Source organism: Agrobacterium sp. ST15.16.024 (assembly GCF_027956545.1).
In the GTDB taxonomy this organism is placed as follows: domain Bacteria; phylum Pseudomonadota; class Alphaproteobacteria; order Rhizobiales; family Rhizobiaceae; genus Agrobacterium; species Agrobacterium cucumeris.
Genome location: NZ_JAQKGO010000008.1, coordinates 53,308 through 76,052, shown reverse-complemented (window position 1 = coordinate 76,052; position 22,745 = coordinate 53,308). Strand labels below are relative to the sequence as shown.

The 22,745-nt window shown below is 59.4% G+C and carries 20 protein-coding genes; 10 read left to right on the top strand and 10 right to left on the bottom strand.

The annotated features are described in order from the left end of the window. Nucleotides 1-3: 3 nt before the first annotated feature. From PL640_RS20420 to PL640_RS20410, 3 genes are all read right to left on the bottom strand, one after another. The gene (locus PL640_RS20420) at nt 4-417 is read right to left on the bottom strand and encodes a hypothetical protein (protein ID WP_271363270.1); all 414 of its coding nucleotides are present in this window, start codon (nt 415-417) and stop codon (nt 4-6) included. A 148-nt stretch (nt 418-565) separates the two neighbouring features. After that, entirely contained in the window at nt 566-1,438 is an 873-nt protein-coding gene (locus tag PL640_RS20415) for a lytic transglycosylase domain-containing protein (RefSeq protein ID WP_271363374.1), read from the bottom strand. A gap of 268 nt (nt 1,439-1,706) precedes the next feature. Continuing rightward, nucleotides 1,707-3,491, bottom strand: coding sequence for a methyl-accepting chemotaxis protein (locus PL640_RS20410; RefSeq protein WP_271363268.1), 1,785 nt, complete (start codon nt 3,489-3,491; stop codon nt 1,707-1,709). A 299-nt stretch (nt 3,492-3,790) separates the two neighbouring features. On the opposite strand from PL640_RS20410, the gene PL640_RS20405 reads away from it, so the two are divergent. From PL640_RS20405 to PL640_RS20380, 6 genes are all read left to right on the top strand, one after another. Continuing rightward, a complete protein-coding gene (locus tag PL640_RS20405; RefSeq protein WP_271363267.1) occupies nt 3,791-4,381 on the top strand; it encodes a methyltransferase family protein in 591 nt (196 codons plus the stop codon). A gap of 148 nt (nt 4,382-4,529) precedes the next feature. Next, the gene (locus PL640_RS20400) at nt 4,530-5,003 is read left to right on the top strand and encodes a VOC family protein (RefSeq protein ID WP_046800437.1); all 474 of its coding nucleotides are present in this window, start codon (nt 4,530-4,532) and stop codon (nt 5,001-5,003) included. A gap of 260 nt (nt 5,004-5,263) precedes the next feature. Then, on the top strand, nt 5,264-6,607 hold the full coding sequence (locus PL640_RS20395; RefSeq protein WP_142843191.1) for an extracellular solute-binding protein: 1,344 nt from the start codon (nt 5,264-5,266) through the stop codon (nt 6,605-6,607). Between the two features lie 88 nt (nt 6,608-6,695). Then, entirely contained in the window at nt 6,696-7,586 is an 891-nt protein-coding gene (locus PL640_RS20390; RefSeq protein WP_271363266.1) for a carbohydrate ABC transporter permease, read from the top strand. A 7-nt stretch (nt 7,587-7,593) separates the two neighbouring features. After that, nucleotides 7,594-8,478, top strand: a complete 885-nt coding sequence (locus PL640_RS20385; RefSeq protein WP_142843193.1) for an ABC transporter permease subunit — start codon at nt 7,594-7,596, stop codon at nt 8,476-8,478. A gap of 34 nt (nt 8,479-8,512) precedes the next feature. Beyond that, nucleotides 8,513-9,637 (top strand): sn-glycerol-3-phosphate import ATP-binding protein UgpC, encoded by a 1,125-nt coding sequence (locus PL640_RS20380; protein ID WP_271363265.1) that lies wholly within the window; start codon nt 8,513-8,515, stop codon nt 9,635-9,637. 19 nt (nt 9,638-9,656) lie between these two features. Here PL640_RS20380 and PL640_RS20375 read toward each other — a convergent pair whose 3' ends face one another. From PL640_RS20375 to PL640_RS20345, 7 genes are all read right to left on the bottom strand, one after another. Beyond that, entirely contained in the window at nt 9,657-10,484 is an 828-nt protein-coding gene (locus PL640_RS20375; protein ID WP_046800433.1) for a carbohydrate ABC transporter permease, read from the bottom strand. Further along, entirely contained in the window at nt 10,481-11,365 is an 885-nt protein-coding gene (locus PL640_RS20370) for a carbohydrate ABC transporter permease (protein WP_271363264.1), read from the bottom strand. Before PL640_RS20370 ends, PL640_RS20375 begins: the two co-directional genes overlap by 4 nt. 69 nt (nt 11,366-11,434) lie before the next feature. Further along, nucleotides 11,435-12,709, bottom strand: coding sequence for an extracellular solute-binding protein (locus PL640_RS20365; protein WP_271363263.1), 1,275 nt, complete (start codon nt 12,707-12,709; stop codon nt 11,435-11,437). Between the two features lie 72 nt (nt 12,710-12,781). Continuing rightward, nucleotides 12,782-13,855, bottom strand: coding sequence for an ABC transporter ATP-binding protein (locus tag PL640_RS20360; RefSeq protein ID WP_269702765.1), 1,074 nt, complete (start codon nt 13,853-13,855; stop codon nt 12,782-12,784). A 7-nt stretch (nt 13,856-13,862) separates the two neighbouring features. Beyond that, nucleotides 13,863-15,374 carry an arabinosylfuranosidase ArfA gene (arfA, locus tag PL640_RS20355; protein WP_110760067.1) on the bottom strand — a complete coding sequence of 504 codons (1,512 nt, stop codon included), beginning with the start codon at nt 15,372-15,374 and terminating at the stop codon, nt 13,863-13,865. A gap of 120 nt (nt 15,375-15,494) precedes the next feature. Then, nucleotides 15,495-16,424 carry an ArsR/SmtB family transcription factor gene (locus PL640_RS20350; protein ID WP_271363262.1) on the bottom strand — a complete coding sequence of 310 codons (930 nt, stop codon included), beginning with the start codon at nt 16,422-16,424 and terminating at the stop codon, nt 15,495-15,497. A 158-nt stretch (nt 16,425-16,582) separates the two neighbouring features. Next, nucleotides 16,583-17,875: an ABC transporter substrate-binding protein gene (locus PL640_RS20345; protein ID WP_142843205.1), complete on the bottom strand. Its 1,293-nt coding sequence runs from the start codon at nt 17,873-17,875 to the stop codon at nt 16,583-16,585. A 111-nt stretch (nt 17,876-17,986) separates the two neighbouring features. Here PL640_RS20345 and PL640_RS20340 point away from each other — a divergent pair, with 111 nt between their 5' ends. The 4 genes from PL640_RS20340 to PL640_RS20325 are packed head-to-tail and all read left to right on the top strand — an operon-like array spanning nt 17,987 to nt 22,713. Next, nucleotides 17,987-19,051: a LacI family DNA-binding transcriptional regulator gene (locus tag PL640_RS20340; RefSeq protein WP_271363261.1), complete on the top strand. Its 1,065-nt coding sequence runs from the start codon at nt 17,987-17,989 to the stop codon at nt 19,049-19,051. Next, nucleotides 19,044-20,921 carry a DUF2264 domain-containing protein gene (locus tag PL640_RS20335; RefSeq protein WP_271363259.1) on the top strand — a complete coding sequence of 626 codons (1,878 nt, stop codon included), beginning with the start codon at nt 19,044-19,046 and terminating at the stop codon, nt 20,919-20,921. Before PL640_RS20340 ends, PL640_RS20335 begins: the two co-directional genes overlap by 8 nt. Continuing rightward, entirely contained in the window at nt 20,918-21,934 is a 1,017-nt protein-coding gene (locus PL640_RS20330; RefSeq protein ID WP_271363258.1) for a hydroxyacid dehydrogenase, read from the top strand. The genes PL640_RS20335 and PL640_RS20330 overlap by 4 nt, the downstream gene beginning before the upstream one ends. After that, on the top strand, nt 21,931-22,713 hold the full coding sequence (locus PL640_RS20325; protein WP_271363257.1) for a sugar phosphate isomerase/epimerase family protein: 783 nt from the start codon (nt 21,931-21,933) through the stop codon (nt 22,711-22,713). Before PL640_RS20330 ends, PL640_RS20325 begins: the two co-directional genes overlap by 4 nt. Nucleotides 22,714-22,745 lie beyond the last annotated feature (32 nt).

Below are 22,745 nucleotides of genomic sequence, written 5' to 3'. Positions count from 1 at the left end.
TGCTCACGAAACCGGACGATTGAGAATGGTTTCGCAACTCGCCGGATTGCCGATGATCTCGCTGGTCTTGATGATGGAGCCGGCATCTGCCGTGATCTTGATGATACAATCGCGGCGGTGTTCCTTGATTTTCATGCCCTCGGTCTGCGTCATCTGGGTCTGTCCATCCACGGATTTGTATTCACGCCGATTGCTCAGCCCGGCATAGGTCTCCACATCAACCTTCAGCCAGTAGGATTCGGTTGCGCCCTTTTCGATAACCACCTTGTTGGGGCGGCCAAGCCTGGTAATGGCCGCGTCCCGCGGCTGCCCCACAAAGGCTGCGACCGTGCGGGAAATATCGGTTTCTCCGGTTGAGGTGCAGGCGGTGACAATCATCACCGCAGCCGCCAGACATCCGGTTTCAAGCCATTTCATTTTCAATCGTCCCCTCGCAAGATATCGCCCGCCGCATAGGTCGCCTACTGCCGCAGTGGCGCAAATCTAGGGTCAATGATTTCATGCTGAAAGGAGGGCGGACCGAAATCGCGATCAACTTGTTATGATCGACGCGCGTCAGGCGTCTCTATCTGTTGCGGAACACGGTGCAGGGGACGCCGGCCTGTCGGATCTCTCCGCAGAGTCTGTTGGCTTCGGCGCGGGTCTCACGGCCGATGCGGGCGGCATAACGCGGGCGCGAGCCGAAATTCCCGCCTCTTTGCCTGACGATGAGGGCACGTTCCGCATTGAGCGGTTCCGACAATCCGCCAATCGCGCGGGTGAACAGCCGGTTCGCCACCGCCGGATTGTAATGCGCCGCAAGCTGCACCCCCCAGGGCGCCCAGTCGGCCGAGGAGATGAGAACGGGATCGTTCATGGTGCGTGTGTCGGCGAGACGCAGGCAGGCATCGAGGAAGGACCGGCCGTCATCCAGCGCCGGGGCGGCCTTTTCCGGCGGATTGTCTTTCCAGTTTTCGACAGGATATCCGGTGATGGCAAACACGTAATCGCGGGTTTCCATTGGCAGGCGGCCGGTGGCGATGAATGTCCGCAACCCCGCCTCGCCGGCATTATAGGCCGCAGCGGCAAGACCGAAATTACCGAATTGACCATTCAGCTCGGAGAGATAACGCGACGACGCCTCAAGCGCGGCAATGATGTTGAAGCTATCCTCGAGACCACGCAGCCTTGCTGTTCCGGGCATGAACTGGGCGATACCCTCGGCCCCTTTCGGGCTGACCGCATCGGCGCGGAACAGGCTTTCGCGCCAGATCAGCCGGGCGAAATAATCCGGCGGCACGGCGTAACGTCCGGCCAGCACCTCGATGGCATGACACAGATCGCTATTGTAGCTGCCGACCCGAATGCAGAGTTCCGGCGCAACGGCATGGCTATATGCGCAGGTGTTTTTCCCCTCCGCCGGCTCTTCAGCCCGGGCAGCACCGCCCGCTGTCGCCATCAGGCAGAAGACCAGAGCGACACGGCCTGTCCATATCCCTGCCCATATCCCTGCCAAGCAAACGACCCCACACTTCCAGACGCAAAGCACCGATTATCGGGCGATCGCGAAAATATGCCCCGACCTTCGGTCCTGTTCAATGGTCGTTTCGGTTTCGCGCTGCCGATGCGCATCCGTGCTATCAAAAGGCTCGGCGCAAAACATCCAGCCGACCCGATTGCCGGGCCGGCTGGACGCTCTGATTTTACCCGCTCTGACGAGAAGCCGTCTAGAACTCCTGCCATTCATCGTGATTGACGGCAACCGCAGCAGAACCACGCGTCGCAACGGGCCGGGATACCGGGCGGCGCGATTGAGCCGGCGCCGGTCGCACCTCCGGGCTGCTGCGCAGGGAGGATGCCGCACGCGGCGCCTCATCGAACCTGAATTGCCCCAGAAGCTCGAACAGGGCGGCGGCTTCCCGGGCGAGGCTGTGGCTGGCGGCAGTCTGCTCCTCCACCATCGCAGCGTTCTGCTGCGTGCCCTGATCGACCGTGTTGACCGCCTGATTGATTTCGGCAAGTGCGGTGGACTGTTCACGGGCGGCTTCGACAATCGCCACGACATTGCTGTTGATATCGCGAACCTGCGCCGCAATTTCCTGCAGCGCCGATCCCGCCTTGGTAACCAAACCGACGCCGTTTTCCACCTGCGAACCGGACGCGTTGATCAGGCTCTTGATTTCCTTTGCAGCGGTTGCCGAGCGCTGCGCCAGCTCGCGCACTTCCTGCGCGACGACTGCAAAACCCTTGCCCGCCTCACCCGCACGCGCCGCTTCCACGCCGGCATTCAGCGCAAGCAGATTGGTCTGGAAGGCGATCTCGTCGATCACGCCGATAATGTTGGAAATCTCGCGCGATGATTTTTCGATCTGATCCATGGCGCCGATCGCATCGCGCACCACCTGGCCCGAATGTTCGGCATGGTCGCGGGCCCGGGCCACGATCGTGCCGGCCTCTTCGGCCCGGCGGCTGGAATCGTTGACCGCAGTGGTGATCTCCTCCAGCGCCGCGGCAGTCTCCTCGATGGAGGCGGCCTGCTGTTCCGTGCGTTTGGCAAGATCATCGGCAGCGGAGCGTATCTCGTTGGAGCCCGAGGAAATCGCGCCGGCATTTTCAGATACCAGCGTCATCGCTCTCTTCAGCTTTTCCGAGGCCGCGTTGAAATCCGTCCGCAATCTCTCAAGCGAGGGGATGAACGGCTTGTCGATGCTCTGCGACAGGTCACCATCAGCCAGGTCCGTGAGACATTGGGCGAGCTTTTCAACATTTTCGACACGACCGGTCACGTCGGTCGCAAATTTGACGACCTTGAACACCTTGCCGTTCAGATCGAAGATCGGATTATAAGAGGCCTGAATGAAGACCTTGCGGCCGCCCTTGCCGAGCCGCATGAATTCATCCGCCACGAGATCACCGCCCGCGAGCCTTTCCCAGAACTGCTTGTAATGCGCCGACTGCGTATAGGCCGGTTCGCAGAACATCGAATGATGCCGGCCCTGAACCTCCGACAGTGAGTAACCCAGTGCCGCCAGAAAATTCTCGTTGGCGGTCAGGACATCGCCACCAGGTGAAAACTCGATGATGGCCTGCGCCCGCGACAGGGCGTCGATCTTGCCCGCATCTTCCGCCGCCTTCAGCTTGCGCCCGGTGATGTCGGTGGCGATCTTGATCACCTTCACCGGCTTGCCGCGGCGAAACACCGGATTATAGGAGGCTTCTATCCAGACCTCCCTGCCACCCTTGCCGATGCGCTTATATTGCTGCTGATCGAATTGACCGGCGGAAAGTTTTGCCCAGAAGCTCTTGTAGTCCTGCGAAGCCACGACGGCCGGCTCGACGAACATGCTGTGATGCCTGCCGATGATTTCCGCAAGCTCGTAACCGAGCGCACGACAGAAATTCTCGTTGGCGGTAAGAATTTTCCCGGAAAGGTCAAACTCTATAATGGCCTGGGATTTGGAAAGCGCGGCAAGAACCGCGAAAGCATTGGCACCACGATCAAGAAAATTCACGCGCAATCCTCCGATGGCAGATTAATGATTTCCGTTGAAAATCATTCAATAATATTACTGTTACATTCTTAAATAATATTTAAGGATAAAGATGCTGCCAGTTGAGTTCGATTGAAAAACTCAAACTGAATTTAAACCAGCTTTCGTTTCTTTCCGCAGCCGTTTCCCTCTGCCAAAGGGCCATTGGGCGGGCGTAACAATCGCGTATTATTCCTGTTTATACTCTGGCCATCAGACGAATCGGCTAAGGCTGTCCTTTGCAGATACGTTGCGGCTTGCCGGTATTTTCGGGAGAAATCATGATCGACGTCGTAACCGCACTCGCCGTGTGGGCCTATATTGCCGGATTTCTGTTTTTGACGGCGCGGCTGGCAAGGCAGACGGGCGAGCCGATCTGGCTCTTCGCAAAGGGTCGCGAACGGCAGGCCGTTCCCGCCATGCTCTTTCGCCTCGCTTTTTTCCTTGGCGCTCTGCTGCCGCTCGTCACCCTGTGGCTGGAGCCGCAAAATCCGGTCTGGCTTCTGAGCCGCAGCGATCTTGGCACCGCAATCCGGATTGGCGGCATGGCGATGGTGCTGGCTGGCGGCCTGATTGCGCTTTATGCGCAGAACCATATGGGCAGGTCATGGCGCATCGGTGCGGCCGAGGGCCATCTTGGCACAATCGTCGACAGCGGTCCTTTCGGCCGCTCCAGAAATCCCGTCTTTGTCGGCCAGATCGTGCTATTCGCCGGGCTGGTGCTGGTGTTTCCATCGCCTCTACAGCTTGTTGTCGCCATCGCTCTTGTCATCGCCGTGTCGCTGCAGGTGACTATTGAAGAACGTGTGCTGACGAAAGAGCTTGGTCCGGCATATGAGGCCTATCGGCGCCGGGTGCGGCGCTGGCTGTAACGGCCGCCAAACCGGAGCCGTGGCGCGGCCTTCAGCTTTTTCGGAACATTCATCCGCCGCAGGCATTTTATGCTGAATGGGGGGCCGACCAATTTCCTTGCCTGTTCAGGCAAGACGAAAATCAGTTCCAACCTGGAGGAGCAAGCAGATGAAAAAGAACACGATCTGTATCTGGTACGACAAGGACGCCGAGGCCGCCGCCAGATTTTACGCCGAGACCTTTCCCGACAGCGCGGTAACCGCCGTTCACCACGCGCCGAGCGATTACCCCTCCGGCAAGAAGGGCGATGTGCTGACGGTGCAGTTCACCGTGGCCGGCGTATCCTGCATCGGTCTGAATGGCGGTTCCGCCTTCAAACAGACCGAGGCTTTCTCGTTCCAGATATCGACCGAAGATCAGGAAGAAACCGATCGCTACTGGAATGCCATCGTCGGCAATGGTGGCGAGGAAAGCGCTTGCGGCTGGTGCAAGGACAAATGGGGTGTCTCCTGGCAGATCACCCCACGCGTGCTGATGGACGCCATGGCTGCCGGCGGTGCTGAGGCCAAACGTGCCTTCGAGGCGATGATGGACATGAAGAAAATCGACGTCGCCGCCATCGAAGCCGCACGCCGCGGTTGACGCGGACGGCTTACTCAGCAACAAGTAGCGAAGCGATATTTCAAACGTAAGTCGCTAAAATATAAGGGAAAATTCGGATTTTCCGGTTTTATCACACTTTTCCCGCCGCGCAGATCGCCCTGCGCGGCAAGTCATCATAAAACGTTCAACAAAGTGTAAGCGATCCGTCAAAGACGGCTGTTAGCAGAGCCCGTGGCTTCGTGCTGGGAACATGATGTTCTTGCCGATCAGGCCATTATTCCATCAACGGGGCTCAACTCATGAAATCTTCCGCTCTGACCTCTTTCGTGGCTGGCGTCGCCATTGCCGCCGCCTTCGGCGCCACCGCTGCCCACGCAGAAAAGACCAAGTTCGAATTCTGGTACGGCCTTTCCGGCGATCTTGGCGATCGCGTTCAGGAAACCTGCAAGAAGTTCAACGACTCGCAGGCTGAATTCGAAATCGTCTGCACCTCGCAGAATGATTACGACGCCACGCTGCAGAACACCATCGCCGCTTACCGCGCCAAGAAGCAGCCCGCCATCACCCAGATCTATGATGCCGGCACGCTGGACATGATGCTGTCCAAGGCTTTCGTTCCCGCCAAGAAGCTGATGGCCGACAATGGCTACAAGATCGACTGGGACAATTATTTCCCCGGCATCGCCAACTATTACGCCACCGCTGCGGGCGAGCTGAACTCTTTCCCCTATAACTCCTCGACCGCGATGTTCTATTACAACATCGACGCTTTCGAAAAAGCCGGCATCACCTTCAAGCCGGACACCTGGGAACAGGTTCAGGAAGCCGCCACGAAGCTCAAGGCCGCCGGCTTTGAATGCCCGCTGGCCTTCAACTTCGACACCTGGATGCTGATGGAGCAGTTCTCCGCCATCCACAACCAGCCGATCGCCACCAAGGGCAACGGTTACCAGGGCCTCGACGCCGAACTGACGATCAACAAGACGAAGTTCGTCGATCACGTCAAGTTCTTCAAGAAGATGCAGGACGAGAAGCTGTTCGTCGTCAAGACCAAGCAGCTCGGCATGGACATCCTGCCCGCCTTCACCTCGCAGACCTGCCAGATGTTCATGACCTCGATCGCCAATCACGGCACCGTCGCCAAGACCATGCCCGAAGGCGTGAAGTGGGACGTTGCCATGCTGCCGGTCTGGAAGGGCACCGAACGTCATAATTCGCTGGTCGGCGGTGCGTCGCTGTGGGTCATGGCCGGTCGTCCGGACGCCGAATACAAGGGTGCAGCCGCGTTCCTGAACTTCATCGCCCAGCCGGAGATGGTTCAGTGGTGGTCGACGGTCACCGGTTACATCCCGGTCACCAAGACCGGCTTCGACGCCATGAAAGCCAATGGCTTCTATGACAAGGCTCCTTATAAGGGCCGCGAAAAGGCGATTGAAAGCCTGACCTTCACGCCGCCTTCGGAATATACCCGCGGTATCCGCCTTGGCGGTTTCACGCAGATCCGCAAGGAAGTCGCCACCTCGCTCGAAGCCATCTTCATGCAGAATGCCGATATCCAGGCTGAACTCGACAAGGCTGTCGAGCGCTCCAACGCCGGCCTGCGCCGCTTCGAAAAGACCTATGCCGGCGCCAAGCTGAACTAAGTTTCTGCAAATTTTCTAAAGACTTGCCCGCAAAGCTTCAAGCTTTACGGGCAAGTCCGCCCATTTCTCCAGCATTGCCGGTTTTTTCATGGAAAAGCGCGCCGTCTTCAAAAGCACGTGGTTGCCCGTGCTGTTCGCCCTGCCGCAGCTTCTGCTGATCTTCCTGTTCTTCTATTGGCCCGTGGCAGCGGTCATCAACTGGGCCTTCACGCTCGAACCGCCCTTCGGCGGCGCTGCGGAATTTGTCGGTCTTGCCAATTTCGAGGAAACCTTCCTCGATCCGCTTTACTGGCAATCCGTGCTCGTCAGCATGGTTTTCGCCATTGCCGGCCCGTTCTTCACCATCCTTATCGGCCTCGTTCTGGCGCTGTGCGTTGATCGCGCCCTGCCCGGCTCCGGTTTCTTCCGGGTGCTTTATATCCTGCCCTATGCCATCGCGGGTCCTGCCGCCGGCATGGCCTTCCGCTTCATCCTGTCACCGGAGCGTGGTCTCGCCGCCTCCCTCAACGCCTGGTGGCCGGATATCTGGAACCCGGCCAAATACGGCGAACATGCGCTGATCCTCGTCATCGTCATCTTCATCTGGAAATGGGCCGGATACACCTTCATCTTCCTGTTTGCCGGCCTGCAATCCGTGCCGCGCTCGCTGACGGAAGCCGCCGCCATGGACGGTTCCGGCCCCATCCGCCGCGCCATCGATATCCAGGTGCCGCTGCTCGCGCCGACCCTGTTCTTCCTGACCGTCATCATGATGACCGAAGGCTTCGTCGGCGCCGACACGTTCGGCATCGTCGCCACCACCACCGAAGGCGGCCCCAACCGCGCCACGGAAGTGATGGTCTACCGCATCGTCAGCGAAGCCTTCGAGGGGCTGAACTATTCCGGCGCCTCGGCGCAGAGCCTCGTCCTCATCGGCCTCATCATGATTTTCACCTTCATCCAGTTCCGCTTCGTCGAGCGGCAGGTCCATTACAAGTGAGGCGGCGATGATCCAGCGCACCCCCTATGCCGACGCCCTGACCTATATTCTGATGGTCGCCGGTTTCCTTCTGCTCATCGGCCCCTTCGTCGTCATCATCGCCGGAGCGAGCCAGACGATAACCCAGGTCAACAGCGTACCGTTCCACTTCATGCCGCAGGGCGAGTTTCTCGCCAATGCCGAGACAGCCTGGAAACGCGCCAATCTCGGCAATGCGCTGTGGAACAGCATGATCATGGCGACGCTCGTCACGATCGGCAAGGTCGCGCTTTCGGCGTTTACCGCCTTCGCCATCGTCTTCTTCCGCTCGCCGCTCAAACATCTGTTCTTCTGGACGGTGTTCATCACCCTCATGCTGCCGCTCGAAGTGCGCGTCGTGCCGACCTATTCGGTGGCCGCCGATCTGTTCCAGCCGTTCCGTTCCATTCTCGGCCTGTTCGGCATCGAGGTGACGGTGGAGTGGAACCTTCTCAACTCCTATGCGGGCCTCACCCTGCCGCTGGTCGCCACCGCCACCGGCACCTTCCTCTACCGGCAGTTCTTCATGACCATCCCGGACGAGCTGGCGGAAGCAGCGCGCATGGACGGTTCGGGCGCGATACGTTTCTTCGTGGAAATGCTCCTGCCATTGTCACGCACCAACATGGCGGCACTCACCACCATCATGTTCGTTTATGCCTGGAACCAGTATCTCTGGCCGCTCCTGATGGTCACCGACCCTTCCTACAAGACGGTGATGATGTCGCTGCGGGCGCTGTTGCCCGCCGAAGACGGCACGCCGGACTGGAACGTCACGCTCGCCGGCTCGCTCATCATCATCACACCGCCGCTTCTCGTCGTGGCCTTCCTGCAACGCTGGTTCGTCCGCGGTCTCGTTTCGTCCGAGAAGTGACGGCGCGCGGTTTTCAACAACAAGGTTTCCCATCATGGCTCAGATCGATATCCGCCAGGTCCGCAAATCCTACGGCAAGACACCCACCCTGCATGGCGTGGATCTCTCTTTCGAATCCGGCGAATTCGTCGTTATCCTCGGCCCCTCGGGCTGCGGCAAATCCACGCTTCTGCGCATGATCGCCGGGCTGGAAGACATTACATCAGGTGAAATCGCCATTGGCGGGCGCGTCGTCAACAGGCTCGAGCCGCGTGAACGCGGCTGCGCGATGGTGTTCCAGAATTATGCGCTTTATCCGCATATGTCGGTCGCCAGCAATATCGGTTATGCGCTGAAAGTCGCCGGTGTCGCCAAGGCCGAGCGCCTGCGCCGCATCGAAGAAACCGCAAAGATTGTCGGCCTTACCGATTTTCTGGAACGCAAGCCGGCCGCCCTTTCCGGTGGCCAGCGCCAGCGCGTCGCCATGGCCCGCGCGATCATCCGCGAACCGCAGGTGTTCCTGTTCGACGAGCCGCTCTCCAACCTCGATGCCAAGCTGCGTGTCACCATGCGCGCCGAAATCCGCAAGCTGCACCAGCGCCTGTCCGCCACCTCCGTCTTCGTCACCCATGACCAGGTGGAGGCGATGACGCTGGCCGACCGGCTGGTGGTGATGAACAAGGGCAATGTCGAACAGGTCGGCCATCCGCTCGATATCTATCATCGCCCGGCCACCACCTTCGTCGCATCCTTCATCGGCTCCCCGGCGATGAACCTGTTCACGACAAGGGTCGAAGTCGAATCGCCTTCAGTGATGCTGGGCGGCGCGGCGGTCAGGCTCTTCCCGGAGACCGGTCTCGAACTGCGCGGCCGCGACGTGACGGTGGGCATTCGCCCGGAACAGTGCCTTGTCAGCAAGGAAGAAGGCGCGGGCGTACCGGCAATCGTCGATTTCGTCGAAGAGCTCGGCTCCGGCCGCATCGTGCATGCCGAGATCGCCGGCGAAACCTTCTCCGCCGCAATCGGCGAAGACCTTTCGGTCAAACCCGGCCAGCGCATCCACCTCACCATGCCGCCTGCACACCTGCATTTCTTCGACCCGGCCACCGGCAAGCGGATCGAAACGGAAGGAGCAACCGAGGCCAATAACGTCGGTAAGGAGGCATTGCTGGCGGTCTAAAAGACAAGGCCTTTCGGCTTTACCCCTTCACGCCCGACGAAATCATGATGGCCTCCGTCACCCGTCGCTGGAAGATGACGTAAGCGATGATGACCGGTAGTGCTGCAAGCATTGCAACGGCCATCAGGCGCGCATAAGCGACACCGAAGGCGTCGTTGACCTGGGTGATGCCAACGGGGATCGTCATCATGTTTTCCGAGGTGACGACGAGGAACGGCCAGAAGAAGGCGTTCCACACCGAAATGAAGGTCACGATCGCCATGGCGGTCGTGATCCCCCAGTTGAGCGGCAGATAGACCCGGAACAGGATCGTGTATTCGCCGCCGCCATCCAGCACCACGGCTTCGCGCATCTCCTTCGGCACGCTGTCGAAGAACTGCTTGTAGACGATGATGACGATGGGGGTGATGAGCTGCGGCAGGATGATGCCGGCCCAGGTGTTGATGAGGTTGAGGTTCTTCATCAGGATGAATTGCGTGACGACAAGCGTCTGCGCCGGCACCATGAAACTTGCCAGCACGATGCCATAGAGCAGCCGCCGCCCCGGAAAGCGGATTTGCGACAGCGCATAGGCGCACAGCATCGAAATGAACAGGACGGAGACCGTGACGATGACGGCGGTGCCGATGGAATTGACATACCAGGTCAGCAGCCGCGTGTTGAAGATCGCGTTCACATAGGCACCCAGCTGGAACTCATCCGGCAGCAGCGATGTGTTGCCGGCAACATTTTCATCAGAGCGAAGCGACGTGACGAAACTCCAGTAGAGCGGAAAAATCCACACCAGCGCCGCCGAAAAGGTCAAAAGGGTGAGAACAATATTCTCGAGTTTTCGGGTCGGGCTCATGAGTTCCTCCGGATGCGCAGCAGCTGGAACTGAAGAACGGAAACGATGACGATCAACAGGAAAAGCACGGTCGCGACGGCCGAGGCATAACCGCCATTGTTCATCTGGAAGGCCTCCCGGTAGACCTTGAGGAGAAGCACGAAGCTGGAATTGAACGGGCCACCGCCGCTTAGAAGATAAATCTGGTCGAATATCTTCAGCTGCAGAATCAGTTGCAGCGTCAGGACAAGTGCCGTCACGGGCCACAGAAGCGGCCAGGTGACGCGGTGGAAGCGTTGCCAGGTCGTCGCGCCATCCAGTGCCGCCGCTTCATAAAGCTCGGCCGGAATATTGCGCAGGCCGGCAATGAACAGCAGCACGTTAAAACCGTTCGTCCACCAGATGGTGACGACAGCGACCATCGGCATCACCCAATAGGGGTTTTTGAAGACGGCAACCGGCTTGCCCGCCAGCAGCGAAATGACCGGCTGCAGAACACCGAACTGCAGATCGAGCATCCATGCCCAGATCTCCGTCACCACAGAAACCGGCAGCACGTAAGGCAGGAAAAACAGGCTCATGGCGATTGTCTGCCCGATGCCCGACAGCCGGCTGACGGCGAGTGAAATCATCAGCGCGATGACGGTGGTCGGCACCACGGTCAAGAGAACGAAATAACCGTTGTTCTTCAGCGAGGTGACAAACAGCCGGTCGCCCAGCAGTTTCGCGTAGTTTTCAAACCCGACCCAGTTTCCCTCGCCGATCAGCGGCGCATCGGTAAAGCTGATGCGCACCATCTCGATCAGCGGATAAAGGAAGAAAGTGGCGAAGACGACGATGAATGGCGTCACCATCGACAGCGCGATCAGCGACTTCTTCCGCCGGTTTTCAATCATTGCCATGGAATGCCTCCGGGCCTCTGCGCATTGCGCGATGCCCTCCAGCCATCAGGGCCGGAGGGCAGGCGTGGATTATTTGAGTTTGCCCTGAAGTTCGGACTGGATCTGCTCGACTGCTTCCGCGCTGCCGACAAACCCCTGAATGGCCGGTGCGATGACGTTGAGTGCCGCGTCATAGGCCGGAGAGGCAACCCCGGTAATCGTGGTCTTGGGGTCAAACACCGCCGCCTCCGCCAGCGTGGCATAGGTGGCGTTGGGCTGCATGGCCTTATATTCTGGGCTTTCGGTAATCGATTTATAGGCTGGAATATGTCCGGCATCGGCCCAGCTGATGGCGTGTTTTTCCATCCAGCCGATCACCGTCATGACGGCGGCGCGTTTTTCGCCGGAAACCGTCTTGTCGCCTTCATTGGGGATGGCAAAAGCGTGGGAATCCGCCCAGGTGGCGCGTTTGCCCATCAAAGGCGGCACTTCCACCGCGCTCCATTTGAAACCGAGCTTGCCGTTCTTTTCCAGATCCTTGTAAGTCGGCACTTCCCAGACACCATTCAGCTGGAAAGCGGATTTGCCGGCGGAAAACAGCGCCACCGAGGCCTCATATTCCGCCTGTTCCGGCGCCCAGCCGTTTTCCCGCCATCTGGACATGGTGTCGATGGCTTTGGCAGCCTTTTCGGCATTGTCGCCGGCCAGAACCTCCTTGCCGGTGACAAGTTCGCCACCCTGCTGCGACAGCAGCGTGTAAAACACCCGCCAGACCCCGCCTTCACCGCCCGACTGATAGGTGATCGGCGTCTCAACGCCATTTTCCTTCGCCCAGGCGAGCGCCCTTTCGAAATCCTCGATCGTCTTGATCCCCGTCAGCTTGCCTTCGGCATCGAGATAGGGAGAGCCCTTCAGAAGATCGGCGTTGTAATACAGAACAAGCGCGTGAATATCGAACGGCACGGCATAAAGCTTGCCATCCTGGGTGGCCGCCTCCACCGGCGCGCTGAAGAAGTCTTCCGTCTTCAGCCCGGCATCCTCAAGATCCTTCGCGGTGATTTCGCTCAGCACTTTTTCTTCAAGGCCAAGCGGTGCGCGCGACAGGTGATAAGTCATGATATCCGGACCCGAACCCACCGCAGAGGCCGTTCTGACCTTGGTGTAAAAGGGAACGCCCCATTCCAGCGTCGTGCCCTTGATCTGGATATCGGGATGTTCCTTGTTGAAGGCCTCGATCAGCGCTTTCATGCGCACGCCGTCACCACCGGCCAGAAAGTCCCACCAGATGATATCCTGCTTGGCAAGCGCCGGCATGGCGGTCAAACCCAGAACCGTGCCGATAAGCAATGTCTTGATCAATCGCATCGTCATTCCTCCCGTTTCTTGAAACACCCCGTCAGGGGATGGTTTGCTGCATCGAAAGGCGCCTCCTCGCGCCTATCGCAACCTTTTGCCGTCGCTGTCGAAAACCAGAATCCGGTCGGGCGAGGCGCTGAGCGAGACGGACCGGCCATCCAGCTGCTCGCGGGAGCCCTGCCGCTGCACGATAAGCTCCTTTCCCGCCCTGGTGCGGGTGTAGAGGTAAGACAGATCGCCAAGCTCCTCGGCCACCTCGACGATGACGGGCAAGACGCCCTCATCCGTGATCGCCAGATGTTCCGGCCTGATGCCGATCTCCAGCCGCTGGCCGGTCGACACCGGCTGCGACAACCGCGCTTCGAGAGGCCGCTCGCCGCCTTCGAGCGCCAGCGTCACGCGGCCATCACGCTGCTCCACCACATCGGCCTGCAGGAAATTCATCGCCGGCGATCCGATAAAACCCGCCACGAAACGATTGTCGGGATCGTCATAAAGCGTCAGCGGCGCGCCCGCCTGCTGCACGATGCCGCCCTTCAGCACGAAAATCCTGTCGGCAAGCGTCATCGCCTCCACCTGATCATGCGTGACATAGATCATGGTCGCGCCGAGCTTGCGGTGAAGCCGCGTCAGTTCCAGCCGCATCTGCACGCGCAGTTCGGCGTCCAGATTTGACAGGGGCTCATCGAACAGGAACACCTTCGGCTGCCGCACGATGGCGCGGCCGATGGCGACACGCTGCCTCTGGCCGCCCGAAAGCTGGGAGGGCCTTTTGTGCAGATGCTCGTCAAGCTGCAGGATACGGGAGGCCTCACCCACCCTCTCATTCACCTCCGCCTTAGGCCGGCGGGCAAGCCGCAGGCTGAAAGCCATGTTCTCGAACACCGTCAGATGCGGATAGAGCGCATAATTCTGGAAGACCATGGCAACGCCGCGATCCGCCGGTTCGACCGCGGTGACATCACGGTCGTCAATGGCGATGCGGCCGCCACTGGTTTCCTCAAGCCCGGCGATCATGCGCAACAGAGTGGATTTTCCGCAACCGGAAGGCCCCACGAACACCGCGAAGCTGCCGGTCGGAATTTCCATCGAGACGTCCCGGATCGCTGCGAACGATCCGAAGGACTTGGCGATATTGTTGAGACGGACACCCATCACCGCCTCACTGAACCTTCAGGCGCAGCACATGGTAGGACAGGGCCGGCACGGAGCCTTTGAGTGCCCCATCCTCGACAGCGACGCCACTGCCCGGCACCGGCACGACGCGGTCGGGCTGGTCGGGGCCGTTTCCGACCCGCAGGTCATATCCCGCCATCGCAAGATGCAGGCTGAGGGTGGCGGATGAAAATCCGGTGAGGCTGACATTGATCTCCGCCGCCTCGGTGAGATGACGGTTGAGGACAAACAGCGTCACCACGCCCTCTTCCTCGCTGAAGACACCGGCAACATCGAGATATTTGACGTCATCGGCCGCGTTGCAATCGTAGGTCGGGCAATCCACTGCAACATTCAGCGCAACGCCACGGCCATAAAGCGAGGCGAACTGATAGGGGTAATAGATCGTCTGGCGCCAGGCCGGCCCGTTCTTTTCCGCCCGGATGGGGGCGATGACGTTGACGAGCTGGGCGATGCAGGCGATGCGCACCCGGTCTGAGCGGCGAATAAACTCATTCAGCAGACCGGCAACGAAAAGCGCATCCTCGAAATTATAGGTCTCTTCCAGCAGGGCCGGCGCTTCCGGCCAGTCCCAGCTCTTGATGCGTTTGCTGTCGTCTTCGCGGATGTGATACCAGACGTTCCATTCGTCAAAGCAGATGGAAACATCGTTTTTGGCGCGCTTCTTGGCCTTCACATAATCGATGACGCCGGCAATCGTCTGGATATAACGACCGGTCTCTTCGATCTTGCCGAAATAATTCAGCGTGTCGCGGCTGTTATTGCCGAAATATTTGTGCAGCGAGATATGATCGACATTCTCGTAGCATTCTTCCAGCACCTCGCGTTCCCACTCGGGATAGGTCGGCATGCCGTCATTCGAACTGCCGCAGACGATCGCTTCAATTGTCGGGTCGAAGCCTTTGAAAGCCTTGGCGGTTTCATTGGCGAGCCGGCCATATTCCACCGCCGTCTTGTGGCCGATCTGCCAGGGGCCGTCCATCTCGTTGCCGAGGCACCACATCTTGACGCCATGCGGTTTCTCGGTGCCGTGGCTGCGGCGCAGATCACTAAGCTCGGTGCCGCCAGGGAAATTCACATATTCAAGGAAGTTGCGGGCATCATCCAGACCACGGGAGCCGAGATTGACCGCAAGCATCATCTCGATGCCGGCCATAGAGGCCCAGTCTGCGAATTCATTGATGCCGATCTGGTTGGTTTCCTTCGACCGCCAGGCAAGGTCCAGACGAATAGGCCGCTTGTCGCGCGGGCCGATACCGTCTTCCCAGCGATAGGCCGAAACGAAATTGCCGCCGGGATAACGGATGGCGGGAATTTTCAGGTCCTGCACGAATTTCAGGACATCCTTGCGAAAGCCGTTCTCATCCGCCTGCGGATGGCCGGGCTCGTAAATCCCGCCATAGATCGCACGCCCCATATGTTCGATGAAGGCGGAATATAGGCGATCGTCGATACGCCCGATCCGGAAGTCCCGGTGGACTGAAACCCGCGCTTTCATAGGCTCTCCTCCCTGCGCATTTGTATCATAAAATATGGTATAAACCATATTTGATAATATAGTTGCCGAGGGAATCCGCGCCTGTCAACCGCGAAAATCATACTTTTAAAATTTGAAGGCTCAGTCTGCCGTGCGCAGGCGCAGGACAATGTCCTGATCGTAATTTCCGAAACCCCGGCCGAAGATATTCAACCCGCCCGGATGTTTCGCATCAGCCTTGACCTCGATGCGCAGGCGGATGGAACGATGGCTCACCAGATCGATATCCGCCAGCGTCACATCCGAAATGCGGGTGCCATCGACATAGGTCCCCTGCCCCGTGATGCGCCAGGTTTTGAGCATGCCATATTGCGAACCGGAAAGTTTCCACCAATCGGGCGTAAACACACCCCGCTTGTCCCCGAAGTCGCCCGGCGACGTCCACACGCCGATCTCCCGGCCATTGACGGAAAGGGTTATGTCCGACGGCCAGTTGCTGTGCGTTCCCGGCACCTCGGAACTGACCTCCATGGAAAACTCGATTTCCTCGACGTTTCGGCCCTGAATCTTGGCATTATTGGGGAATTGATATTCCACGAAGCCCGACGTCAACCACAAGAGCGCCGTCTTCATGCGGTCAGGATCCATGAAGGTATCGGGCACATCCAGAAGCCCGATAATACCCTCAGGCGAACAGATGCCGCAGGGTGCCGTTACCGAACTCTGGGTGTAAAGACCAAGCGGCATAGCCACCGCAATGTAATTGGAGGCCGCCGGCGTCTCGGGTTTCCGGAAGGAAACGATGAGTTCGTCGCAGGTGGCAAAGCAGATTTTCTGGCTGCCCTTGCGCGCCTTGCGCGTCTCGGTTCGCAGCAGCCCCGCCTCTTCAAGAACAGCCACACCGGCGGATACCGTGGACTGAGGTAGATCCAGCCGCTGCGCGATCTCGTTGACATTCAGACCGCTCGTCTCGTGCAGCAGCTTCAATATCTGCACGCGGATCAAAGATGCGGCCGCTTTCAGGACATCGAATTCTTTTTCAGCATCAACCAGGAGGAAATTGGGGGCCATTCTCTAATCTTCAGATTTATCGATCCAGATCAGGATTTCTGGCTTAAATACCCTATACTTGTCCAGTGTTGTTTATCGTTCGGGCATATCTGAAGGTTAAAGACATGAAAAAAGGCATCGCCACGCAGCCTTGGCCACGTGGCGATGCCCCTTTGTCGTCAACCGCGCTTGCGCAGGGTCCGCGTGCCGGTGTCGACAAGATTCTGCGCCGCTTCATCCACGCTGGCGCGACCGAAGGCGAGCGAATCGGCAATCGGACGCATCACGCCGCGGTCGAACTCATTGGCGCCGATGGGGGCGGGCTCCGGATAGGGATCGAGTTTGCCGGACAGGCTCTCGATATAATCCACCGTCTTGCGTTCGGTCTCGTTGAGGCTTGGCAACACCGCCTCACGCACCTTCTTTGCCGGCGGCACGCCGCGCTCGACACCCAGCACCTTGCCGGCATCGAGATCATTGACGAAGAAGTTGATAAACTTCGCCGCCGCTTCCGGATTGGTGGAGGTAGACGAAATGCACCAGATGAGCCCCGGCCGGTAATAATGCCCGGTCGGCTTGCCAGCCCCCTCACCCGGCAGCATGCCGATGGACAGCGTCTTCTTGTTCAGCGCCTGATAACCCACAAGCTGGTTGGAATAGGCAAAACCGATGGCAGAATTGCCAAGCGTCAAGGCATTGGATTCGATGGTGTTGTCATCACGTGTCTGGATATCGGCGGAAACGCAGAGCTTGTCCTCGCGCAGCTTCTCCCAATAGGCGAACCATTCCTTGGCGTCTTCCTTGTTGAAGCCGATGGTGCCATCCTGAAACAAAAGCTTGCCGCGCTGGCGAAGCCAGACATCGAAGACATAGTGGTAACGCGCACCATAGGGCACCGCCCAGTAATTGCGCCGCGCCGGGCCGTTCTTCTTGAAATCGCGCGCCAGTTCCGCAAGCGCCGTCCAGGTGATCTGCCCTTCCGGCATGGAAACGCCGGCTTCCTTCATCGCTTCAGCATCATACATCATGCAGAAGGAATTGAGCCCGAGACCGACGCCGTAAAGCTTGCCGTCAATGCGGCAAAGATCGATCTCGCTCTTGCCGAAGCTGGAAAGATCAAGCGCCGAGCCGACGAACTTGTCCAGCTCCATGCAGGCGCCACGGCCGGAATAATCGGCGATGGTGGATGGTTCCAGCTGGAAGATATCGGCGACATTGCGTCCGGCCATCGAGGTCGCAAGCTTGGTCCAGTAGTCGGAGCCGGCGATCATTTCGCCGCTGACCACCGTTTGCGGATCGGCCTTCTGGTAAAGGGCGATAACGTCATTGGTGCGTTTGTTGCGATCGGCTGATCCCCACCACACGCAACGAAGCCGGGTCTCGGCCGCCAGCGCGCGGAAACCGCCCGCCGCAACCCCAAGACCGGCCAGCGCCGCCGTCACCAAAAATCCACGTCTGTCGATAGTTTGCATCTGCTCCTCCCGCGTTTTGCAAATTTTTCACTGACTACTTAATTCTTGCAAATTTTCTGTATTTGCAATATTTGCATCATAATAGATTTTTTTGCAAGCGCAGGAGACGACATGAACGATACGCCCGACATCAGCCGCCCGCGCCAGTCGGATATCGCCCAGCGCGCCGGTGTTTCCATCAGCACCGTCTCTCGTGTTCTCGCCGGGGAAAAAGGCATCAGCGCTTCGATCCAGACCAAGGTTCTGGGGGTTGCGGCGGAACTTGGCTATCCGCTGCGGCCGGTCACCAGCCAGGCCGGCGGCGTGCCGCTGGAAGGCAAAAAGGTTCTCGCCTTGATGTCCGCCGAAAGGGCAACCGGCGATATCGGCGCTTTTTATCACGATATTTTCGACATGCTGCGCAGCCTCGCCCAGACGGACGGGTTTGAACTCGATATCCGGCTGCTGCACCAGAAACAGGTGGATGACGCGCTGACACAGCGGGTCTGCGAGGCGGACGGCCTTCTTGCCATCGGCCTCGACCCTGAAGAGGAGATCATCCACCGCATCACGCAGGGAGTGCTTCAGCCGGTTCTGGTCAACAGCGCCGACCCCTCGATGACGCTGGATTGTGTTTCGCCCTCCAATTTTTACGGCGGTGCGATGGCGGCGCGGCGGCTTCTGGAACTCGGCCACCGCAAGGTCGCCTATATCGGCCCGCACCACCGCCACACCATACGCGAGCGCATGCGCGGCTTCCGCCACACCATCCTCGAACAGGAGGGAGCCATTTATGAGGAATTCCTGCTGACAACGGTGGATAGCGGCTTTGGACAGGCGGGCGATGCGGTTCGCCAGCTATTGGCCAAAAACCCCGATCTGACAGGCATTTTCTGCATGAATGATGCGATTGCGCTCGGCGCGCTGGGGGCAGCGCAGGAGCTTGGCCTTGGCGTACCCGATGATCTTTCCATCATCGGCTTCGATGATCTGCCCTTTGCCGAACTCTCCACCCCTCGCCTCAGCACCATCCGCGTCGACCGACGCGAAATTGCCCGCGAGGCCGTGGAACTGATGCGCCGCCGGCTGACGGAACCTTCCGCCAATGCCCGGCAGGTGCAGCTGGGCGTGCAGCTGGTGGAAGGACAGACCGCCGGACAGGCGAAAGAGACGGGAAAGGCGATACGTAATGCATGATGCGGCAAACAATGATCCGATGACCCGTTTCAATCCGCTCTATGGTAATCCGCTCAGAACCCGCGCCGATGTCAGGAAGGCGCTGGATGACAGTTTCGCACCGCTTCTGCCCTATTTTTCGCAAAGCGGCGCAAGGGTGACACTTAGCGGCACTGCCGCGCATTTTGACCGGGCAGCGGCCGATCTGGAAGGATTTGCCCGGCCGCTCTGGGGCATCGCGCCGCTGGCGCTCAGCGGCGATAGTTTTGAGCATTGGCCGCTTCTGGCAAAAGGCATCGCCAACGGCACCGATCCCGCCCATCCCGATTATTGGGGCGACGTGCGCCAGAAGGATCAGCGGCTGGTGGAACTTGCAGCTCTGGGCTTCGCGCTTCGGCTTGCGCCACAACATCTTTGGGAACCCCTCTCCGACACGCAGAAAGACAATGTCCGCCGCTATCTGCTGACGGCGCGCGAGCGCAATTATGCCGATAATAACTGGAAGTTCTTCCGGGTGATGGTCGACATGGCGCTCGATCATCTCGGCATAGATTTCGACCGCAGCCTGACGGAAACCTTCAAGGCGGAGCTGGACGGCTTCTACGTTGCTGACGGCTGGTATCGGGACGGCGATTATCGTCGTATCGACCACTATATCGCCTTCGCCATGCATTTTTACGGCCTGATCTACGCGAAACTCAGCAAGCCTGACGATGCTTACGCCGAACGTTACCGTGAACGCGCCCGCCTGTTTGCCGGCGATTTTGCCAGCTGGTTCGATGAGGATGGCGGCGCGCTCGCCTTCGGCCGGTCCATGACCTATCGTTTCGCCTGTGGCGGCTTCTGGGCAGGCCTTGCCTTTGCCGATGAAGAAGCCCTGCCCTGGGGCGAGATCAAGGGGCTTTATCTGCAGCATCTGCGCTGGTGGGCGCAAAAGCCGATCGCCGACCGCGACGGCGTTCTCTCCATCGGCTACGCCTATCCGCAGCTGACCATGTCGGAAAGTTATAATTCGGCCGGTTCGCCCTATTGGGCCTTCAAGGCCTTCCTGCCGCTCGCTCTGCCGGAAAGCCACCCCTTCTGGCAGGCGGAAGAAAAGCTGCCCGAAACCTCCACCAAACCACGGCCGCTCATTCACCCCGGCATGGTGATGATGCGGACCAAAGGCAACGTCACGGCACTTTCCAGCGGGCAGGAAACCCTGTCCATGCGCGGCGGGTCGGAGAAATATGCCAAATTCGCCTATTCCTCCCGTTATGGTTTTGGTGTGGAAGTGGATGAGCGTGGCTTCAAGACCAATGGTTTTGACAATATGCTGGCCTTCTCTGACGACGGCCTGCATTACCGCGTGCGCGAAACCAACGAAAAGGTTCTGCTGGCCGGGGACAATCTGCGGGCGACATGGAAACCATTCCCCGATGTCGCGGTTGAAACGACGCTGGTTGCCGCCGGCGACTGGCACATCCGGCTGCATCGGATCACCAGCGCCCGGCCACTTTCCGTGACCGAGGGCGGCTTCGCCATCAATCGCAACGACGGCGACAGGGATGCCGTAACCGAGACAGCCGGCCAAGCATCGGCGGATTGCGGCACCGACATTTCCGCGATAATCGATCTCGGCTCCGTCATATCCCGCCAGGGCATCGCACTGAAGGCGCTGCCCAATACCAACCTCGTCAATGCCAAAACCACGGTGCCGCAATTGCGCGGGGACATTCCAGCCGGCGAAACTCTGCTTGCCTGCGCCGTTTTTGTGGGATTGACCGGGCCAGAAAGCAAAAAAGCCCTGGCAGCTGTTCCAGCGCTCCCGGATATCAAGGCGCTCGACCGCCTGTTTGCAGAGCACGGCGTCCCGGTCAGCAGCATGGCGGCGACGGGAGAGCCACGATGACGAGCCCGCTTCCGCGTCTCAGCCTTGCCATGGACCCGGAGCGGACGCAGCATGTGCTGACACCACAGGCGCTCGAAAGGCTGTCGCAGAGCGTCGATATCATCGATATCAGCCGGATCCGCGACTTTCACGATCCATCGGTAAAAGACCAGCTGGAACGGACGGATATTCTCCTGACCGGCTGGGGCTGTCCCGATATCGGCGCACGGGAACTCGCGTTGATGCCAAGGCTCAAGCTGATTTCCCATGCCGCCGGCACGGTGAAATATTTCCTCTCGCAGGCGGTCTTTGAGCGCGGCATCACCGTGTGCAGCGCGGCGGAAGCCAACGCGCAGCCGGTCGCCGAATTTACACAGGCGATGATCCTGCTTGCCGGCAAGCGCGTATTCAGCTTCCGACGGCTTTATGGAAACGATCGCGGGCGGGAAAACGTCGATCACCTGCAATCGCAGGCCATCGGCAATCTCGGCCTGACGGTCGGGGTGGTCGGCGCGTCGCGCATCGGGCGTCGGGTCATCAATCTGCTGAAACCCTTCGATCTCGACATCATCCTTTTCGACCCGTTTTTAAGCGCAGCAGAGGCGGAGCGCCTTGGCGTGCGGCTGGTATCGCTTGATGCGCTGATGGCAATCAGCGACGTCATTTCGCTGCATGCGCCGTCGCTGCCGCAGACCCGGCATATGATCGGCGCGGAAGCGCTTGCCCGGATGAAGGACGGCGCAACCCTGATCAACACGGCGCGCGGTGCGCTCGTCGATGAAGAGGCGCTGCTGGCGGAACTGAAAAACGGGCGTATCGAAGCCGTCATCGATGTCACCGATCCGGAAGTGCCGCCGCCCGATTCTGCCTTCTACAGCCTGCCCAACGTCTTCCTGACACCGCACATCGCCGGCGCCGTGGGCCTCGAACGCGCCAGGCTGGGCGACATGGCAATCGCGGAAATCGAACGCTTTTGCCAGGGAACGGCACTTGAACAGCAGGTGCGGCCGGAACAACTGGAACTGATCGCATGAGAATTTTCGAGCCGGGCCTCTGCTCCGTCACCTTCCGCTCCCTGTCGCCGCAGGCCGTCATCGACCTTGCCGTCGCGAACGGCATCAAGGCAATCGAGTGGGGCGCGGATATCCATGTGCCACCAGGCGATCTCGAAAACGCAAGGGATGTGGTCGAGCGGACGGCCAAAGCGGGCCTGACCGTCTCTTCCTACGGTTCCTACATCTTCGCGCCGGATTTTACGCGGCAAGATTTGACCGCCGTTCTCGAAACTGCCAAAGCGCTCGGCACCGGCCATATCCGTATCTGGCCGGGCCAACGCAAAAGGCCCTCCACCGACTACTCTCCCGCCGAGCGCCGCAGGGCCACCGAGGCACTGGCAGAGATCGCCCGCCATGCGCAAGATTACGGCATGACGATTGGCCTCGAATATCACCCCAATTCACTGACGGACACCCTGCCTTCGGCCCTGCAACTGGCGCAGGATTTGGCCATGCCCAACCTCTTTTTCTACTGGCAGCCGGCACCCGGCCTGCCGCTCGAAAAGGCTCTCGCTGAAATATCGGAAATCGGCTCACGCATCTGCCATCTGCACGTCTTTGCATGGCTTGCCGACGCGAGCCGCCTGCCGCTTGCCGACCGCGCCGATTATTGGCGGTCGTGTGTCGAGGCGTTACCGCAGAGCGAATGGACGAAACCGGCTTATGCGATGCTGGAATTCGTCAGGAGCGACGATGTCAGTCAGTTTGCGGAAGATGCGGTGACGCTAAGCGAGATCCTCGCAGGTCATACCGATTAGTGCACGATTGCAACCTCACACGCGACGTCATT

What these genes read in the sequence shown, in the direction of transcription:
- PL640_RS20350 (WP_271363262.1), bottom strand. Translation starts at nt 16,424, where the DNA reads ATGGCCCCCAATTTCCTCCTGGTTGATGCTGAAAAAGAATTCGATGTC.
- PL640_RS20325 (WP_271363257.1), top strand. Translation starts at nt 21,931, where the DNA reads ATGAGAATTTTCGAGCCGGGCCTCTGCTCCGTCACCTTCCGCTCCCTG.
- PL640_RS20415 (WP_271363374.1), bottom strand. Translation starts at nt 1,438, where the DNA reads ATGGCGACAGCGGGCGGTGCTGCCCGGGCTGAAGAGCCGGCGGAGGGG.
- PL640_RS20420 (WP_271363270.1), bottom strand. Translation starts at nt 417, where the DNA reads ATGAAATGGCTTGAAACCGGATGTCTGGCGGCTGCGGTGATGATTGTC.
- PL640_RS20330 (WP_271363258.1), top strand. Translation starts at nt 20,918, where the DNA reads ATGACGAGCCCGCTTCCGCGTCTCAGCCTTGCCATGGACCCGGAGCGG.
- PL640_RS20340 (WP_271363261.1), top strand. Translation starts at nt 17,987, where the DNA reads ATGAACGATACGCCCGACATCAGCCGCCCGCGCCAGTCGGATATCGCC.
- arfA (WP_110760067.1), bottom strand. Translation starts at nt 15,374, where the DNA reads ATGAAAGCGCGGGTTTCAGTCCACCGGGACTTCCGGATCGGGCGTATC.
- PL640_RS20405 (WP_271363267.1), top strand. Translation starts at nt 3,791, where the DNA reads ATGATCGACGTCGTAACCGCACTCGCCGTGTGGGCCTATATTGCCGGA.
- PL640_RS20390 (WP_271363266.1), top strand. Translation starts at nt 6,696, where the DNA reads ATGGAAAAGCGCGCCGTCTTCAAAAGCACGTGGTTGCCCGTGCTGTTC.
- PL640_RS20375 (WP_046800433.1), bottom strand. Translation starts at nt 10,484, where the DNA reads ATGAGCCCGACCCGAAAACTCGAGAATATTGTTCTCACCCTTTTGACC.
- PL640_RS20385 (WP_142843193.1), top strand. Translation starts at nt 7,594, where the DNA reads ATGATCCAGCGCACCCCCTATGCCGACGCCCTGACCTATATTCTGATG.
- PL640_RS20370 (WP_271363264.1), bottom strand. Translation starts at nt 11,365, where the DNA reads ATGGCAATGATTGAAAACCGGCGGAAGAAGTCGCTGATCGCGCTGTCG.
- PL640_RS20395 (WP_142843191.1), top strand. Translation starts at nt 5,264, where the DNA reads ATGAAATCTTCCGCTCTGACCTCTTTCGTGGCTGGCGTCGCCATTGCC.
- PL640_RS20365 (WP_271363263.1), bottom strand. Translation starts at nt 12,709, where the DNA reads ATGCGATTGATCAAGACATTGCTTATCGGCACGGTTCTGGGTTTGACC.
- PL640_RS20400 (WP_046800437.1), top strand. Translation starts at nt 4,530, where the DNA reads ATGAAAAAGAACACGATCTGTATCTGGTACGACAAGGACGCCGAGGCC.
- PL640_RS20335 (WP_271363259.1), top strand. Translation starts at nt 19,044, where the DNA reads ATGCATGATGCGGCAAACAATGATCCGATGACCCGTTTCAATCCGCTC.
- PL640_RS20380 (WP_271363265.1), top strand. Translation starts at nt 8,513, where the DNA reads ATGGCTCAGATCGATATCCGCCAGGTCCGCAAATCCTACGGCAAGACA.
- PL640_RS20345 (WP_142843205.1), bottom strand. Translation starts at nt 17,875, where the DNA reads ATGCAAACTATCGACAGACGTGGATTTTTGGTGACGGCGGCGCTGGCC.
- PL640_RS20360 (WP_269702765.1), bottom strand. Translation starts at nt 13,855, where the DNA reads ATGGGTGTCCGTCTCAACAATATCGCCAAGTCCTTCGGATCGTTCGCA.